Genomic DNA, 16706 nt, shown 5'->3' on the forward strand with positions numbered 1-16706 from the left:
CGGTTCACCAACCTTTTTCAGAATCCGAGTTGTACAGCAAGCGGGCGCGAGCGTCCGCTATCAAATAAAGCGTCCCTGTCACGACCCCAAGATCCGAAGACCCGGTAACCTGTTGTAATGTTTGCAATGCCTGCTTCCAATCCTTCTCGATGACAAGCTCGAACGGCTTCCCGCCTTGCAGCTCTTGGCGCAGTTCCTGCACGATAGCGGCCAAGTCCTGCGCTTCCATCTTCATCCGATAATCGGGCTCGGTTAAGATAAGCGTATCCACTATTGGTAGTATATGCTTAAATGTCTCCCGATGATTCTTATTCTCCAGCATCCCCATCACAACATGGAGACGTTCGTACTTATAAGTCTCCTTCAAGGCCTTGGCCAGCATCTCCGCGCCTTCCGGATTATGGGCGCCGTCAAGCAAAATGCGAGGATCGCGCTTCACCATCTCCAGTCTGCCCGGCCATGCCGCCTTGAGCAATCCCTCTTCCAGAGCGTCGTCATCCACGACAAGCGCCTGATATTGACGCAAAACCTCTAATGTCATAACAGCCACAGCCGCATTGGTCCGCTGATGTGCCCCGTTAAGGGAGATACGAAGAGGCTCGATCGTCCGGAACATGCCTTGGAAGCGGAACTGCTGCTCATCCTCCCTCACGTCCAGAGCCGATTCGCTGAACTGCTCGCCGAGCATATACAGCGTGCTGCTCTTCTCGCCGGCCACTCGCCGAATCACGTCGACCACTTCCGGCTGTGTCACTGCGCTAACGACAGGGACGCCTGGCTTAATGATGCCCGCCTTCTCTTCCGCTACTTGCGCGAGCGTATCGCCAAGACGGTCCATATGATCATGTCCGACATTGGTGATGACAGATATAACCGAGTAGACAATATTGGTTACATCCAGCCGACCGCCAAGACCCGTTTCCCATACCACATAATCGGGGAACGTTACCTTGGCGAAATAAAGAATAGCGAGCGCCGTTGATACCTCGAACATCGTCGGTGAACCAAGCTCCGTATCCGCAATTGCCTCAACATGCGGCTTCAGTTCATTGGCAAGCGCCAGCAATTCCTCTTCTTTGATGTCTTTGCCGTTATATTGAAACCGATTGGTGAACTTCGTAATATAAGGCGAAGTGAACGTACCTACATCATATCCGCTTTGGAACAGCACGCTGGTCAAATACGCGCATACCGACCCCTTGCCGTTCGTGCCGGCGACATGTATGAACTTCAGCCTGCGGTGCGGATTGCCAAGACGCTCCATGAGCGCCTCGATCCGATCAAGTCCGGGACGGATGCCGAACGGCATAAGTCCCGTAATCCAATCCGTCGCTGCTTGATAGGTAGGGAGAGCCTCGCTCTCCCCATGCTGTTGCATCGTTGTATCTGTCATGTCTATCCCTTCTTCCGCTTTAGGACTAGCCGCGCAACTCTGCGATGCGAGCCAGCACTTTGTCTCTCTTCTCGGCGTAGTCCGCCATCTTGGCGCGTTCTTCCTCGATAACCTTGGCTGGCGCCTTCGCTACGAAGCCTTCATTGCCAAGCTTCTTCTCCACTCGCTCTACCTCTGAGATCAGCGTCTTCAGTTCTTTCTCCAGCCGGGCGATTTCTTGCGAGATATCGATCAAGCCTGCAAGCGGCAAGTACAGCTCTGCGCCCGTAATAATGGCAGTCATCGCTTTATCCGGCGCGGCAATGGATATGCCGCTCTCCAGCAAGGACGTGCCGCAGAAGCGCTTGATAAACTCTTCGTTGCGGGACAGAATTGCCGCTTCGAACTCACCAGCCGGCTTAATCAGCAGTTCGACCTTCTTGCTCATCGGTACGTTCACTTCAGCCCGAATATTGCGCACCGCACGGATCATCTCCATGAGGAGCTCCATCTCTTTCACAGCGTCAGGCGCTTCCAGCGCAGTCTCGTAGGTCGGCCAAGAAGCCAGCGTAATCGTCTCGCCTTCATGCGGCAGATGCTGCCAGATCTCTTCGCTGATGAACGGCATGAACGGATGGATCAGGCGCTGCGTCCGATCGAGCACATAAGCCAGTACCGATTGTGTCGCGCGTTTCGCCGCTTCGTCTCCGCCATTCAAGCTAAGCTTCGAGAATTCAATGTACCAGTCGCACAGATCGTCCCAAATAAAGTTGTACAGCACGCGGCCGGTCTCGCCGAACTCATAGCTGTCGATCAGTCTGGTCACATCGCGTACAGTCTCATTCAAGCGATGCAGAATCCAGCGGTCCGCTGTACCCAGCTTCACGTTAATATCGATATCGCTTGCGCTGAAGCCTTCCAGGTTCATAAGCGCAAAGCGGGATGCGTTCCAGATCTTATTGGCAAAGTTGCGCGCCTGCTCGACCTTCTCATAGCGGAAGCGCAGATCCTGGCCTGGCGTACTGCCTGTCGAGATCATAAAGCGCATAGCGTCCGCGCCGTATTGCTCAATTACGTCAAGCGGATCTACGCCGTTGCCAAGCGACTTGGACATCTTCTGTCCGTCTTTGTCGCGTACAAGGCCATGCAGCAGCACATCCTTGAACGGCATCTCGTCGGTAAATTCTAGCGCGGTGAAGATCATGCGGGCTACCCAGAAATAGATGATGTCGTAGCCGGTAACTAGAACATTCGTCGGGTAGTACCGTTTTAAGTCCTCGGTCTGATCCGGCCAGCCCAGCGTGGAGAACGGCCACAACGCGGAGCTGAACCAAGTGTCCAGCACGTCGTTGTCCTGACGGAGATGATCGCCTTTCATATCCTCGCGGGATACATGCATCTCGCCTGTCGCATCATCGTACCATGCCGGAATCCGGTGGCCCCACCACAGCTGTCTGGAGATACACCAGTCGCGGACGTTTTCGATCCAGTTCAGATAGATTTTCTCGAATCTCTCTGGAACAAATTGTACGCCTTTGCCTGCTTTCTGAGCAGCAATTGCCGCTTCCGCCAGCGGCTTCATCGCAACAAACCATTGCGTGGACAAGTAAGGCTCAACGACTGCGCCGCTGCGCTCGCTATGGCCGACTTGATGCACATGGTCTTCAATGCTCACGCAGACCCCTTGCTCCTGCAAGTCCTTCACCAGCTGTTTGCGGCATTCGAAACGGTCCATGCCCTGGTAAGGGCCCGCTTCAGCATTCATCGTGCCTGTCTCGTCCATTACGATAATTTGCGGCAGGCTATGGCGCTCGCCTACCTCGAAGTCGTTCGGATCATGAGCCGGTGTAATCTTCACCGCTCCGGAGCCGAATTCCTTCTCGACGTATTCGTCGGCGATGATCGGAATCTCTCTGCCGACTACAGGCAGCACAATCATGGAGCCAATCAAATGCTTGTATCTTTCATCCTCCGGATGAACGGCAACCGCCGTATCGCCCAGCATCGTCTCCGGTCGAGTTGTCGCCACCGTAATGTGTCCGGAGCCGTCCTTAAGCGGATACTGCAAATGATACAGGTGGCCGTTCAGCTCCTTGTATTCTACCTCGATATCGGACAGTGCCGTGCGAGCGGCAGGGTCCCAGTTAATAATCTTTTTGCCGCGGTAGATCAAGCCTTTCTCATAGAGGCGAACGAACACTTCGCGAACCGCCTTGGACAACCCCTCGTCGAGCGTAAAGCGTTCTCTGGAGTAATCCAGAGAAAGACCCATCTTCGCCCACTGGTCGCGGATCGTATTCGCATATTGGTCCTTCCACTCCCATACCTTCTCCAAAAACGCCTCGCGTCCCAGATCGTGGCGGGAAGTGCCTTGCTCGCGGAGCTTCTGCTCTACCTTGGTCTGAGTTGCGATGCCGGCGTGATCCGTTCCCGGAAGCCACAGCGCGTCATAGCCTTGCATCCGCTTCGTGCGAATCAATATATCCTGCAGCGTGAAGTCGAGCGCATGGCCGATGTGCAGCATGCCCGTAACGTTCGGAGGCGGAATAACGATGGTGTACGGTTCCGCATCGGGACGCTTGCCCGCTTCGAAATAATTGCCTTTTACCCAGTATTCATACCACTTCTGTTCTGCCGATTTGGGATCGTAAGTCGTTGGCATTGCCGGTTTGAATTGGTCATCTGACATTGATTTCATCCTCCACTAATTCTTCTACACATGCAAAAAGACCTCTCGTCCTGTCAATAAAGGACGAAAGGTCATGCTTCCGTGGTACCACCTTTGTTCCGCTGAGAATCCTATCTCACGGCACTCGAACAGATAACGGCTGCTGCCGGCCTACATTAGCGCGAGAGGATCTCGCGGTTCGTATAGGCAACTCCGGGGCGACCCGTATGCAGTCTCATCCTGCAGAACCTCTCAGCGTAACGGTTCCGCTCTCTGAAGGCTCGCTGCGTACTAATCCCCTTCAACGTTGTTGTCACACATATATGTATAATCATACCTTTGTTAAGGTTCGGAGTCAACCTGATCCTATCACGATATAGGCAGAAGCTATAAAGGATCGTTCCTTATCTTCATTTCAGGCATGTGGGCAACGATAACAAAACCTTTTCATGGCTAAATAGACTTGTTCGGCGATTGGACCGAAATAGTGGTATGTGATACAACTAAATGTGCTAATTCGGCGATAGGAGCGAAATAGTGGTGTGTGGTAAAACGCTTTGTCTCTCTAGGGTTTCTTGATCCGTTTTTCCGGCTATGCAGTGTTATCTTTCAGAAATGCTTGTTCCCAAAAGCTTAATCTGGACACAAAAAATGGCTATGCCAGGAATGACACTCCTGAGCATCGCCATTAATTGCAATCCACTTTTTCCATCAGGAGTGGTTATCCTTCAGTGAAAGACTTCACTATTAGACAGCTCCTTCTCTGCCTTTATGGAATATACAGCAGCTGCCCTTCGGCAACCGAAGATTCATGCAACCCGTTATGAACTAGCAGCTCACGCGGGTTCAAACTGTATCTGAGCGCAATCTGCTCCAGCGTTTCCTCGCGCTGTACGATGCATACCCGGATTTTGCGGAATTCATTTTCCTCCGCTTGTTTGCTGAGGAACAGCTTCTTCCACTCGATCTCTTCCTCAGTTGTCGCCAAAGCGCGTTCAGCCTCCGCTTGCTCCGTAAGCGTCTGCTCGGCAGCTTCCCGCGCAGCTTGCTCGCGTTTGCTAGATTGAAGCAGCGTTCGGAAGCCGAGGTCTCCTTGCGACTCATTCGCCCCTGCCGACGGTTTGCCGGTAAATGCGATTTGTACCTCCTGCGGTTTACGCGGCTCCGCTTCCGCATCGGATTCCTGGAATACCGGCGCCTCTTCCTCCGATTGAATGGACAGTTCTTCCTCTTGCTGCGCGAATACAGGCTCCTCCGCAACTTCTGCCTCTTCTTCCGGGCGATAGGCCTGACTTTCGCTCCACTCCGTTTCTTCCCTGCTGCTCACTTGCGCGGATTGTGCTTGCTGCGACGGATAGGTCGGCTGCTGGAATTGCTGGTACAGTGATGCCAGCTGCGATACACCCTGCTGCTGGTAAGGCTGTTGAGGTGGAGACTGCTGATAGGACTGGCTCTGTTCATTTTGCTGCTGCTCCGCATTCCATTGAAGCCAGCTTTCCTCGGCGTTCTCATCCCTTGATGCCAGTGTACTCTCCTGCTCCTCTGCTGCCTCCTGCCACTCGGCGGCTTGCGCGCTTTCATCCGCTATGTAGTTTTCGTCGGCGCTTTGTTCTTCGCTTTCTCTGGCTTGATCCGATTCCGCCTCATTCGATAATAGCCCCTGGTATACCTTTGTATCTGAGTCGTCCTCGAATTCATTCGGCTCCTGGAGCGCTCTCTGATGAATTGCGGTAAAGGATTCATCCTCCCACTGCATTCCCTGCTCCTCTACCGGCTCCACGGAAATGCCGCGAAGCGAGAGCACCCCCGTAATGTTCAAGGTGCGGGCAGACAGCAGGTCTACATCAAAGTTATCGATCTCGATTGAAATGTCATCCAGCCGGGACACCCGGTTCATCGGCAAAGAAATCTCTACCGGTATCCAATGCTCCAGCGCAAGCGGTCCCGCCGCGCTATCTTGTCCGCGATAGACGCCGCTTAGCAGCAGCTGGCCTTTCAATACAGCCTGGTCCCCCTGATCAATGACCTGTATGCGGGGAACAAGCTCGATCTCCTCCAGCTCGTCAATTCCTGTGACGTCTTCGGGCAGATGAACCCGCTCATATACGTCAAATCGCAATCCGTTCGACCCTGTTGACATGACATATTCCTCCCTTCGTACTGAATGCTTGGGCTAACTGTACATTCACTACTTATCTATATGGGAGATAAGGCAGGAGCATGACTGTCTTTTTATTCAGGGACGAGTATCCCCGGACAAGCGCTTAAGCCAGTCCGGCCAAGGCGACTGCACGTCTAGCAGCTTGCCCGTCAGCGGATGGGAAAAGACCAGTCTCTCACCATGCAGCGCCTGATGTCCAAGCAATCTGCTAGAGCCGCCATAGAGAGTGTCCCCGACAAGCGGATGGCCGATATGGCTCATATGGACGCGTATTTGATGCGTCCTTCCCGTCTCCAGCCGGAGACGGACAATCGTCATGCCAGCCAGCTGCCCGATCTTCTCGTAAGTTGTCAAAGCAGTGTCACCGGACGGGGTAACCCTCCGGCGAGAAGCGTGATGGCGGTCTTTGCCGATTGGGCCGTCCACCGTTCCCTTCTCCTGCCTTAACAAGCCTTGCACAACGGCAACGTAGATGCGATCAATTTCCTTATTCCTCATCGCCTCATCAAGCTTCCATTGCGCAAGATCGTTTTTGGCATAGAGGACAGGTCCCGAGGTCTCGTCATCCAGTCGGTGAATATGCCGCACCGGAAGAGGATCGTTCTTTGCCAGCATATGCCTGCATGCGGCTTCGTCCAACGTGCCGGCATGCCCTTCATAAGCGGCATGTACCGGCATCTCCGCCGGCTTATTCAGCACAAGGCAATAATCGTCCTCATAGAGAACAGGGGGAGATGCAGCGGACCGGGATTGCGGGCGACCAGCCAAATTGCGGTATGACTTGTCTGTAGCGGTAACCGCTGCGGGAAAGGCCAGCAATCCGATCTGGTTGCCGCTCCACTTGATCCCTCCAACGGAAAATAAACGGTTGACCCATTTGGCCGGAAACAAGGAAGAGGCCAGCAGCCATTGCCGCACATGATGCGGATGACTGCCGGCCTGTAGCCCTGGCATCTCGGCTTTGTCGGGGAATCGATGTGACACATGGTCCTGCAACGCAGTCGCATCCAGCAACAGCCATTCCCCGCTTCTGCGTGTATAGTGTTCCAGCTCCAGCATGCCGCGAGCCTCCTCTATCGTTATTACAGGCGGCTCAGCGCTTGATCGTGAACGGCGATCGTCTCGTCAATATCAGCATCGCTGTGGACGGCGGAGACAAACATGCCTTCAAATTGAGAAGGCGCGATGCTGACACCCAGATCTAGCATAGCCGCAAAATAAGTCTTGAACCGTTCCAGATCGGTTGTCTTCGCCGTCTCGTAGTTAATAACGGTCTTCTCTGTGAAAAACGGGCAAACCATTGAGCCTACACGGTTAATTGTAGATGCAATGCCATGCTTGCTCGCATTCGCTTCGAAACCAAGCTGCAGACGGACAGCTTGTCTCTCAAGCAGCTCATACGTCTCCGGCGTCAGCAGCTTCAGCGTCGTATAGCCGGCCGCCATCGCAAGCGGATTGCCCGACAATGTACCCGCTTGATAGATCGGACCGCTTGGCGCGATCATCTCCATAATCTCCCGTTTGCCGCCATAAGCGCCAACAGGAAGTCCTCCGCCGATAACCTTGCCGAAGCAAGTCAGATCCGGCGTAACGCCGAACAGCCCTTGCGCGCACTGATAGCCAACACGGAATCCCGTCATGACCTCGTCGAAGATCAATAAGCTTCCATACTGCGTTGTCACATCGCGCAATCCTTCGAGAAAGCCCGGAAGCGGCGGTACGACACCCATATTGCCCGCTATCGGTTCAACGATGATGCATGCGATCTCTTCTCCGAATTTCTCGAATGCAAGCTTAACGGACTCGATATCGTTGTAAGGCACGGTAATCGTATGTGAAGCCACATGCTCGGGAACGCCAGGACTGTCAGGCAAACCCAGCGTCGCCACGCCAGAGCCCGCCTTAATCAGCAAGCTGTCCGCATGGCCGTGATAGGAGCCCTCAAATTTCATAATTTTGTTTCGCTTCGTATAGCCGCGGGCAAGTCGCAAGGCGCTCATCGTCGCCTCCGTGCCAGAGTTCACCATCCGTACAACGTCAACGGAGGGCACGCGCTCGCATACAAGCTCGGCCATAAGCGTCTCCAGCTCAGTAGGTGCTCCGAAGCTTGTACCTCGCTCTGCCGTCTTACGCAGCGCTTCAACTACCTCAGGATGGGCATGTCCCATAATAAGCGGTCCCCACGAAGCCACATAATCAATATAGCCATTCCCGTCGATGTCGTAGACGCGGCTGCCTTCGCCGCGCTCCATATAGACAGGCGTAAGCCCTACGGACTTGAACGCGCGAACAGGAGAGTTGACGCCACCTGGAATCACTTTCTTCGCCCTGGCGAACGCCTCGGCGGAACGTGCATCATTACGTCTTCTGTTACTCTCAGTCATCCTTCTTATTCCCCCTTCAGCCAGCGGACAGCGTCTTTGGCGTGATACGTAATAATGATGTCGGCTCCTGCTCTCTTCATACTCGTCAGCTTCTCCAGCACGATGGCACGCTCATCGACCCATCCGTTTGCAGCTGCAGCCTTGACCATCGAATATTCGGCGCTTACGTTATAAGCGACAACAGGAAGATCGAATTGCTCTTTGAGCGTCTTCACAATATCCAGATAGGACAGTGCCGGCTTGACCATTAGCATATCCGCGCCTTCCGCCACATCGGATTCCGCCTCGCGCAGCGCTTCCCGCGAATTGGACGGATCCATCTGATACGTCTTGCGGTCTCCGAATTGCGGAGCCGAATGCGCTGCATCGCGGAACGGTCCGTAGAAGGCCGACGCATACTTGACCGAGTAAGACATAATGGCAATATCGCTGTAGCCCGCTTCATCCAGACCCGCACGAATCGCATGTACGAATCCGTCCATCATATTAGATGGCGCGATGACGTCTGCACCAGCCTCAGCTTGCGAGACCGCTGTACGGACCAGAAGCTCAAGCGATCTGTCATTATCGACAACCGCCACACCCGTGGCCTCGTCCTGATGAACGATACCGCAATGTCCGTGATCCGTGAATTGACATAGGCACGTGTCAGCAACCACAACAAGCTCTGGCGCCCAACCCTTCACCGCCCGGATCGCTTCTTGCACGATGCCGTTCGGATCATAGGCAGACGATCCGTGCGCATCCTTATGGTCCGGTACACCGAACAGCAGAACGGACTTGATGCCAAGCGCGACGATCTCGCGAATCTCCTCCTCCAGCAAATCCATGGACAGATGATATACGCCAGGCATGGACGGAATTTCTTCCTTGACCTCCTTGCCATGGGTGACAAACAACGGATATATAAAATCATCTGCGCTAAGCATGTTCTCGCGAACCAGACTGCGAAGCCCAGCCGTTCTGCGCAGTCTGCGATGTCTTACAATTGGGAAACTCATCATAAACCTCTCCTTTCCTGATTATAGGCGGTGATCGCTTCCAGCAAGCTGTCGAGCGTCGAAGCTTCCGCCTCGACGGCTGCATGCAGCCCTGCCTCTTGGATCGTCTTGGTTGTAATAGGACCGATGCTAGCGATCGGAATGTTCCCCAGCAGCTTCACAGGCTCCTCGATGCCCCTGCGCCGCAATACTTCAAGCAAGTTCGTCACCGTGGACGAACTGGTGAATGTGATCATATGAATGCCGCCTTCGCGAAGCCAATCCAGCGCCAGGTCATCCTGCGTATCCGCTATCGTCGTCTCGTACACGTCGATCTCGACAGCCTCAACGCCTCTTGCCCTAAGCTCCTTCGGAAGCACCTCTCGAGCCAGATCACCGCGCGGCAGAAGCGCCCTGTCTCCGGGCTTCAGCCACTCGCTTACCCGATCTAGCAGAGACTCTGCATAGAATTGTACGGGCAGCTCCTCGACGGTCAATCCCCTTGCAGCAAGAGCCTCTGCCGTCTTAGGCCCAACAGCCACGATGCGTGCAGCATGAAATCTCCTCATATCGATGCCGAAGCGACGCAGGTACCGGAAGAAATAATCCACGCCATTTACGCTTGTGAACATAAGCCATTGATAGCTTTCAGCCTGCTCCAGGCTCGTCCGGACCACCTCGATGACTTGCTCGTCCTGCGGCTCCCTGATGTCAATGACGGGATACTCACACGGCTCCCCGCCAAGCGCCTCGATCGCATCCGCAAACTCGCTTGCCTGCGGCCTGGCACGAGTGACCATTACCCTCATCCCGAACAATGGTTTATTCTCGTACCATTTCAGCTTCTCCCGCTGAAGGACAACCTCGCCGACAATAATAACTGCCGGAGGCTGAAAGTTCGCATCCTTCACAATCGCCTCGATTGTCTCAAGCGTACCGACTATGGTTTGCTGCTCGACTCTAGTCCCCCAACGAACCAGCGCGACAGGCGTTTGCGGCGGCTTGCCGTGCTTGATCAGTTGGTCCGCAATATATCCGATCTTGGCCACGCCCATCAGGAACAGCAGCGTGCCTGTCGCATTTGTCACTTTGCCCCAATGAATCGACCGGTCAAGCTTATCTGGACTTTCATGCCCCGTCACAATGGACAAGGAGGAGGCCAGATCGCGATGCGTCACCGGTATGCCCGCATAGGCCGGTACGGCAATGGCCGATGTAATGCCAGGCACGATATCAAATGCAATGCCATTCTCATGCAGCAGCTCCGCTTCTTCGCCAACCCGGCCGAAGATCGTCGGGTCGCCGCCCTTGAGGCGCGTTACTGTCTTGCCTGCCAACGCCAAATCGACGAGCAGACGGTTAATCTCTTCCTGCTTCATCGTATGGCGGTCCGGCAGCTTGCCAACATAGACCATCTCGGCGCCCGGCTTGGCATATCTCAGCAATCTGGGACTAGCGAGCCGGTCATAGACGACCACATCGCTATCCTTTAAGCATTCCAGTCCCCGTACCGTGATCAGCTTCGGATCTCCGGGACCGGCGCCCACCAAATAAACCTTCCCCTTGTTCATGGCTTTAGCCCCCGATCTCCGCCAGAATGCGGTCGGCGCCGCCAGCGATTAGCGACTCGGCCACTTCCTTGCCCAGCTTCTCCGGATCCTTTCCTCGCTTCATCTCCTTCAGCAGCGTCTCCCCGTCAGGCGATCCGACCATGCCGGTCAGCTCCAGCACCGGGCCGTCCGCCTCCTCTGACACGATCGTCGCATACGCCCCAATCGGAACCTGGCAGCCGCCGTTCAGCCTTCCAAGAAAGCTTCGCTCCGCACGCACCGTTATTTCCGTCTCCCGGTCATTAAGAAGAGCAAGGAGCTCCCTGACTTGCCGGTCATTCTCCCGGCATTCGATACCAAGCGCGCCTTGTCCGACAGCTGGAATACATATATCTTCCGGAATGAGCGACGAGATACGGTCCTCCCATCCCATACGCGTCAGACCCGCAGCAGCGAGCACGACTGCATCGAAGCCTTCCGTCTCCAGCTTGCGAATGCGGGAGTCGATATTGCCACGAATCGATTCCAGCTGCAAATCCGGCCTTCTGTTTTTGAGCTGGCTTGCACGGCGCAAGCTGCTCGTCCCGACCCGCGCTCCCTGCGGCAGTGAATCCAGGTCCTGGCCTTCCCGCGTCACGAGGCAATCCAGCGGATTCACCCGTTTTGGCGTCGCGCCGTTCATTAAGCCCTCTTGCAGCTGGAACGGCATATCTTTCATGCTATGTACAGCGATATCGATTTCTCCATCAAGGAGCGCCTGCTCGATTTCTTTGACGAACAGACCTTTGCCCCCGACCTTGGACAATGTGACATCCAGAATCCGGTCGCCTTTCGTTACGATCTTGCGGACTTCGAACGTATAGCCTAGCCCCTGCTGCTCGCTTATGCGTTTCAGTTCGTCGATCACCTGGCCTGACTGCGTCAGCGCAAGTGCGCTTTGGCGGGTTCCTACGACGATCACGCGTTGTTCCTTCGAGTTGTTGCTCACGATAATGCCCTCCCTTTAGTCCGTTCTATCAAGCTCTCCAGCCATTGTTCCGGGGTGAAATTCGCAATCTCCCCGTCAAGCGCTTCTCTCGCCGCCAGCCCGAGCATCTCATCTTTCCATTCACGAAGGTCTTCTCTAGCCAACAGCAGCTTGCGCAGCTCGCCAAGCCTCGCTGCCGCTTCACCATACCGCTTCCCGTATGTTTCGTCCAGCTCTTTGTTGATCTCCTTGGCCAGAGCGGGACTGAGCCCCGTCGTCGTAACCGTAATGATCAACGGCCCTCTGCGCGTAACAGCTGGCGTAATAAACCTCCCGCTTTCATATGCATCCGCAATATTCGATAGGATGCCAAGCTTCTCCGCTTCCTCTGCAAGACTGGCATTAAGCGCGCGATCATCGGTCGCCGCAATCAAGAGCCATGCTTTCTCCATATCGCCTGTAGCATATAGGCGGCTCCGCCAGATCAATCGGCCGGCAGCGACCCAAGCCTCGATATCCTTCGTCACATCGGGACTGATCAATTCGATTCGGTCAGCTCCCGACTCCAGCAGCCCTCTTAGCTTGCGCTCAGCCACCTTGCCTCCGCCAATGATGATACAGAGCTTGCCGGATAGCCTTAATGCTATGGGGTAGTAGCCGCCAGGCGTACAGTCTTCCATGCCGGAGCCCTTCCTTTCTTGTTGCCGCTAATGGAATGAAGAAAATGAGTTCGTCATTAAATTCAGGAGAAGCATGCCGAATGCCAGCATATACAGCTTGGCTAATTGCTGGCCGGGACGATCCTTCACCGCTCTTTGATACACATAGGCAATGTACATGACAAGGGAAGCGAAGGAGGTCAGCACCTTCCAGTCCAGTAGAAGCATCGCCCTGCCCTCAACGATTAATGACACTGTTGCGATCGCGAGTGACATAGCCAGCAGTGGAACGCCGATTATGACGGCGCGGTCGGCGTAACGCTCAATCGTATCCAGACTTGGATACCTGCGCACAACCTGTGACCAGCGCTTGCGCTTGAGGCGATGATGCAGGAACAGATACATCCCGGCAAGCAGCGCTCCAATTGTCAGTGCGACATAGGCGCATAAGACCAGGCTGATATGGACGTATAGCAGCTCCCTTGCAGCCTGCCAAGGTTCATATGATGTGCCGCCGCCTCCCATTCCGCTGTACAAATTAAGAGCAAGAACCGCGAAGCCGATCACATTTACAAAAAAGACAATATAATCAATATGGTAAAAACGACTGATGACCAAGGATACCGTGGCCAGCAGCCAAGAGAAAGCAAGCCAATACAAGAAGGTGTTCTGATCGGGATATCCCAGATACAGCTTCGCTATCAGATAGCCAGTCTGCAATATCCATACAAAAACAAGGAGCCCTGTGCCTATCCGCTTCGCTTTCCGACTTGCATGCATGAAGTCGGAAAAGTAAAACAGCAGGCTCAGGGCGTAAATATAAAGTATCGCGTCGTACATCCAGTTAGCCGTTTCCATAGCTCCTCCACTTCACAGCCCTTCACGGATTGACAGGCGAGTACTTCGATATCAAAGTGATGAGCCGGTTATGGACGGGCAAATGCCGGAGCGGCATGGGAATGCACGAGTTTAGATTGTACGGCAGCAGGGGCTGGCTCCTGGGCCGCAGCCATCTCCTGCTCACGGGATTGTTCCAGCTGGTTCTCCAGTGCGAACAGCTTCACGAACATGTCCATCGCTTCATCAGCCTGTTTCTCGCCGGCCATCTCCTTGATACGAAGTATAGGATCCTGCATCATTTGATTTACGATGCTTTTGGTCAGCTTGCGAATGACCTTCAGCTCATGCTCGTCCAGATCAGGCAGCTTGTTTGCCAGACTGTTCATCGTATCCTCATGGATCTCCGCCGACTTCGTCTGCAGGGCCCGGATAAGCGGCACAACGCCAAGTGTCTTGTACCAATGCTCGAACAGCTTGATTTCCTCTTCAATCATCACTTCAATCTTCGCTGCCTCCTGACGGCGCTGCTCCAGGTTGCTTTGCACAATGCCCTCCAGATCGTCGATATCATACAGGAAGACGTTCTCTACCGCTGCAATCGTCGGGTCCAGATCCCGAGGAACCGCAATATCGATCATAAAGAGCGGCTTCGACTTGCGGCGCTGCATCGCTTGATGCACTTGTTCACGGTTCAGCACATAACCATTGGCTCCAGTGGAGCTTATGATGATATCTACCTCATGAAGCTTCTTGGCCGCCTCTTCCATCGAACACGGCACGCCGTTAAACTTGTCAGCCAGCGCTGCGGCGCGCTCAAACGTACGGTTGACGACGAGCACTCGGTCCGCCCCGTTCGCATACAGATGCTTCGCTGTAAGCTCTCCGGTCTCGCCTGCCCCGATCACCATGACGGTCTTTTTGTTAAATTGGCCGAAGATTTGCTTGCCAAGCTCTACCGCTGCATAGCTGACCGATACCGCCGTCTCGCCAATCATCGTCTCCGAATGGGCGCGCTTGGCCATTGTCACGGCTTGCTTGAACAGCATGTTGAATATCGTGCCTGTCTTCTTCTCGGCTTGCGCTAGCAAGAAGGCGTCCTTTACTTGTCCCAAAATCTGAGTCTCGCCAATAACCATGGAATCCAGTCCGCTTGTTACCCGGAAGAGATGCTCGATGGCCTTGCCGTCCTCGTACATATATAAATGGTTCGTAAACTGCGCTCGCGGCAGATTGAACCACTTCTCCATAAAGCTTCGGATATAATGACCGCACAGATGATGGCGATCCACTACGGCATAGATCTCCGTACGGTTGCACGTAGCCACAATAACACATTCCATAATGCTCTTCGTTTCCATGAGGCCCTTAAGCGCAGCCGGCAGCTCATGCTCGGCAAATGCGAATTTCTCCCTCACTTCTACAGGAGCTGTCCTATAGTTCAGACCTACTACGATAATGTGCATGTGTGATCTCCTGCCTCCTTCTGATGCTTGTCCAATCCCTTGATGTTATCGAATATTATAGCATAGTTCGACATTCATATTGGGTTCATTTATGAATAATGTTTGAAAAATACATTCACAGTATGCCCTGAATCCACAAAGAAATAACCATGGATTGGCTCCATGGTTATTCCCGTATCGTACAATAATGAGCCCTTACACAAGCTCGATTTGTTTCATTTTCGGTTCTTCGACTTGCAGCTCGCCCATGCCGCGAACCAGCTTCTTCGCATGGGTCGTCTTTGGCTTAAGCACCGTCAGCATGTAATCGATCGCGAGCTGAGGATCAACAGTTTCACCGCAGGTATAGCAGTCAAGCGCAGCAAAGCCTCTCTCAGGGTACGTATGAATCGAGAGGTGACTCTCCGACAGCAGCACGAGTACAGTCGCGCCTTGAGGATCAAATTGTTTGGATTGTACCGACAATACAGTTGCGCCGCAAGCTTCAGCAGCCTCTACCATGTGAGATTGCAAAAATTCAGCGCTGTTCAGCAATTCAAAATCTACACCCCAAGCATCAACAGCAACGTGTCTTCCGAAAGTTGAGTATTCCATCTTCCGGTTCCCCCTTCCTAGGAATAAAATGTTTAAAAAATTTCATCCGCTAGGACCTACGTCATTCACTTCCCGAGGGACTAATCTCTCGCAACATAACTATGTCCTGAGTGAATCCTGGTTCCTAATATTGTAGAGCAACAATGTTTTCAACGAGAATAAAAATAACATCTATCCGCGAGAAATGCAATAGTTTTTTTGTTTAGGCTCCATTTGGCAGCAGCACAAATGCATTACATATCAATCTATGTACGAGCAGATTGTCCCGTAACCGTTCCTACAAAAAAAGAAAGACCGGCTTACCGGCCTTTCTTCCTCGCTTCGGGCGTTCCCGTGAGCTCCTACGCTTCAAGCACAAACAGCTTGTGAGTAAGCTCCGTCAGCCTCTGGTCAATGGTGGCAATTTCGGCACGATCGGTTGTCTGGTTGCGCAGATCAAGCAGTTCATTCACTGCGCCCCCAATCAAGCCGATCTCCCGTTCAATCAGCCGACTGCGGAATACACGCTCCAGCTGACCAAGCGTATCCTTGTGTTCGAACACGATACGCTCGCCGGCTTCCGAGCTCTCCACGATCTTCTGGACGGCGCCGTTCCTATAGTGATAGATCATCGTATAATGGCTGTAAATGCGGTTGACGATCGCGTTGCCCCGGAAAGCGGTCACCGCTTTGCGAAGCGCGTTGGTCAGCTTAGGTTCTACAAGACGGCAAGAAAGCTCGCAAACATAATAGCCTTGCCTTCGCTCGAAGGTCAATCGGACTTCTTCCCTCCCTGCGATATCGTGAAGAAGGAGTTCCTGGTTGCCGTTATCAAGCACCAATACCTGCATGCGCAGCTGCTGATCCTCCATAAAAGCGATGAACTTTGTCATTTCTTCTTGATTTAACTGCAGTTTGGCATTTACATACTCTGTGGCTAGCCGCTTAGCCATAAAAATCTCCTCAATTCTTTGAGACCCCACCGGCTATTGCGCCAGTAGCAGCCTTTTCAGCATTGCTTATGTTTATTATACGTGATCCATCGTTTTTATTCCTGCCGGCCAGCCTTCATTTTTGCGCAAATTTCAA

13 protein-coding genes are annotated in these 16706 nt (G+C 53.6%); all 13 read right to left on the bottom strand.

The features are described 5' to 3' along the window. Window positions 1–4: 4 nt before the first annotated feature. The 13 genes from D3P07_RS02985 to D3P07_RS03045 all read right to left on the bottom strand — a co-directional run bounded on the left by D3P07_RS02985 (window position 5) and on the right by D3P07_RS03045 (window position 16570). Window positions 5–1393, bottom strand: a complete 1389-nt coding sequence (locus D3P07_RS02985; protein WP_182914154.1) for a bifunctional folylpolyglutamate synthase/dihydrofolate synthase — start codon at window positions 1391–1393, stop codon at window positions 5–7. A gap of 25 nt (window positions 1394–1418) precedes the next feature. After that, the gene (locus D3P07_RS02990; protein WP_119798574.1) at window positions 1419–4061 is read right to left on the bottom strand and encodes a valine--tRNA ligase; all 2643 of its coding nucleotides are present in this window, start codon (window positions 4059–4061) and stop codon (window positions 1419–1421) included. A gap of 748 nt (window positions 4062–4809) precedes the next feature. After that, window positions 4810–6180: a LysM peptidoglycan-binding domain-containing protein gene (locus D3P07_RS02995; RefSeq protein WP_119798575.1), complete on the bottom strand. Its 1371-nt coding sequence runs from the start codon at window positions 6178–6180 to the stop codon at window positions 4810–4812. A gap of 96 nt (window positions 6181–6276) precedes the next feature. Next, window positions 6277–7260 (bottom strand): RluA family pseudouridine synthase, encoded by a 984-nt coding sequence (locus D3P07_RS03000; RefSeq protein WP_119798576.1) that lies wholly within the window; start codon window positions 7258–7260, stop codon window positions 6277–6279. Between the two features lie 23 nt (window positions 7261–7283). Next, window positions 7284–8585 carry a glutamate-1-semialdehyde 2,1-aminomutase gene (hemL, locus tag D3P07_RS03005; protein WP_119798577.1) on the bottom strand — a complete coding sequence of 434 codons (1302 nt, stop codon included), beginning with the start codon at window positions 8583–8585 and terminating at the stop codon, window positions 7284–7286. Window positions 8586–8590: 5 nt separating this feature from the next. Further along, entirely contained in the window at window positions 8591–9586 is a 996-nt protein-coding gene (hemB, locus tag D3P07_RS03010) for a porphobilinogen synthase (protein WP_119798578.1), read from the bottom strand. Beyond that, on the bottom strand, window positions 9586–11136 hold the full coding sequence (gene cobA / locus D3P07_RS03015; RefSeq protein WP_119798580.1) for a uroporphyrinogen-III C-methyltransferase: 1551 nt from the start codon (window positions 11134–11136) through the stop codon (window positions 9586–9588). The genes hemB and cobA overlap by 1 nt, the downstream gene beginning before the upstream one ends. A 4-nt stretch (window positions 11137–11140) precedes the next feature. Continuing rightward, window positions 11141–12103, bottom strand: a complete 963-nt coding sequence (gene hemC, locus D3P07_RS03020; RefSeq protein ID WP_397334517.1) for a hydroxymethylbilane synthase — start codon at window positions 12101–12103, stop codon at window positions 11141–11143. Next, complete coding sequence (locus D3P07_RS03025) at window positions 12100–12762, bottom strand: precorrin-2 dehydrogenase/sirohydrochlorin ferrochelatase family protein (RefSeq protein WP_119798582.1); 663 nt, start codon at window positions 12760–12762, stop codon at window positions 12100–12102. Before D3P07_RS03025 ends, hemC begins: the two co-directional genes overlap by 4 nt. A 27-nt stretch (window positions 12763–12789) precedes the next feature. Then, entirely contained in the window at window positions 12790–13599 is an 810-nt protein-coding gene (ccsA, locus tag D3P07_RS03030; protein ID WP_119798583.1) for a cytochrome c biogenesis protein CcsA, read from the bottom strand. Between the two features lie 68 nt (window positions 13600–13667). Then, complete coding sequence (gene hemA / locus D3P07_RS03035; protein ID WP_119798584.1) at window positions 13668–15044, bottom strand: glutamyl-tRNA reductase; 1377 nt, start codon at window positions 15042–15044, stop codon at window positions 13668–13670. Between the two features lie 195 nt (window positions 15045–15239). Continuing rightward, complete coding sequence (gene speD, locus D3P07_RS03040) at window positions 15240–15638, bottom strand: adenosylmethionine decarboxylase (protein ID WP_119798586.1); 399 nt, start codon at window positions 15636–15638, stop codon at window positions 15240–15242. Between the two features lie 341 nt (window positions 15639–15979). Further along, window positions 15980–16570, bottom strand: coding sequence for a non-ribosomal peptide synthetase module (locus tag D3P07_RS03045; protein WP_119798587.1), 591 nt, complete (start codon window positions 16568–16570; stop codon window positions 15980–15982). Window positions 16571–16706: the final 136 nt, after the last annotated feature.

This window comes from Paenibacillus sp. 1011MAR3C5, assembly GCF_003591485.1.
Classification (GTDB): Bacteria; Bacillota; Bacilli; order Paenibacillales; family Paenibacillaceae; genus Pristimantibacillus.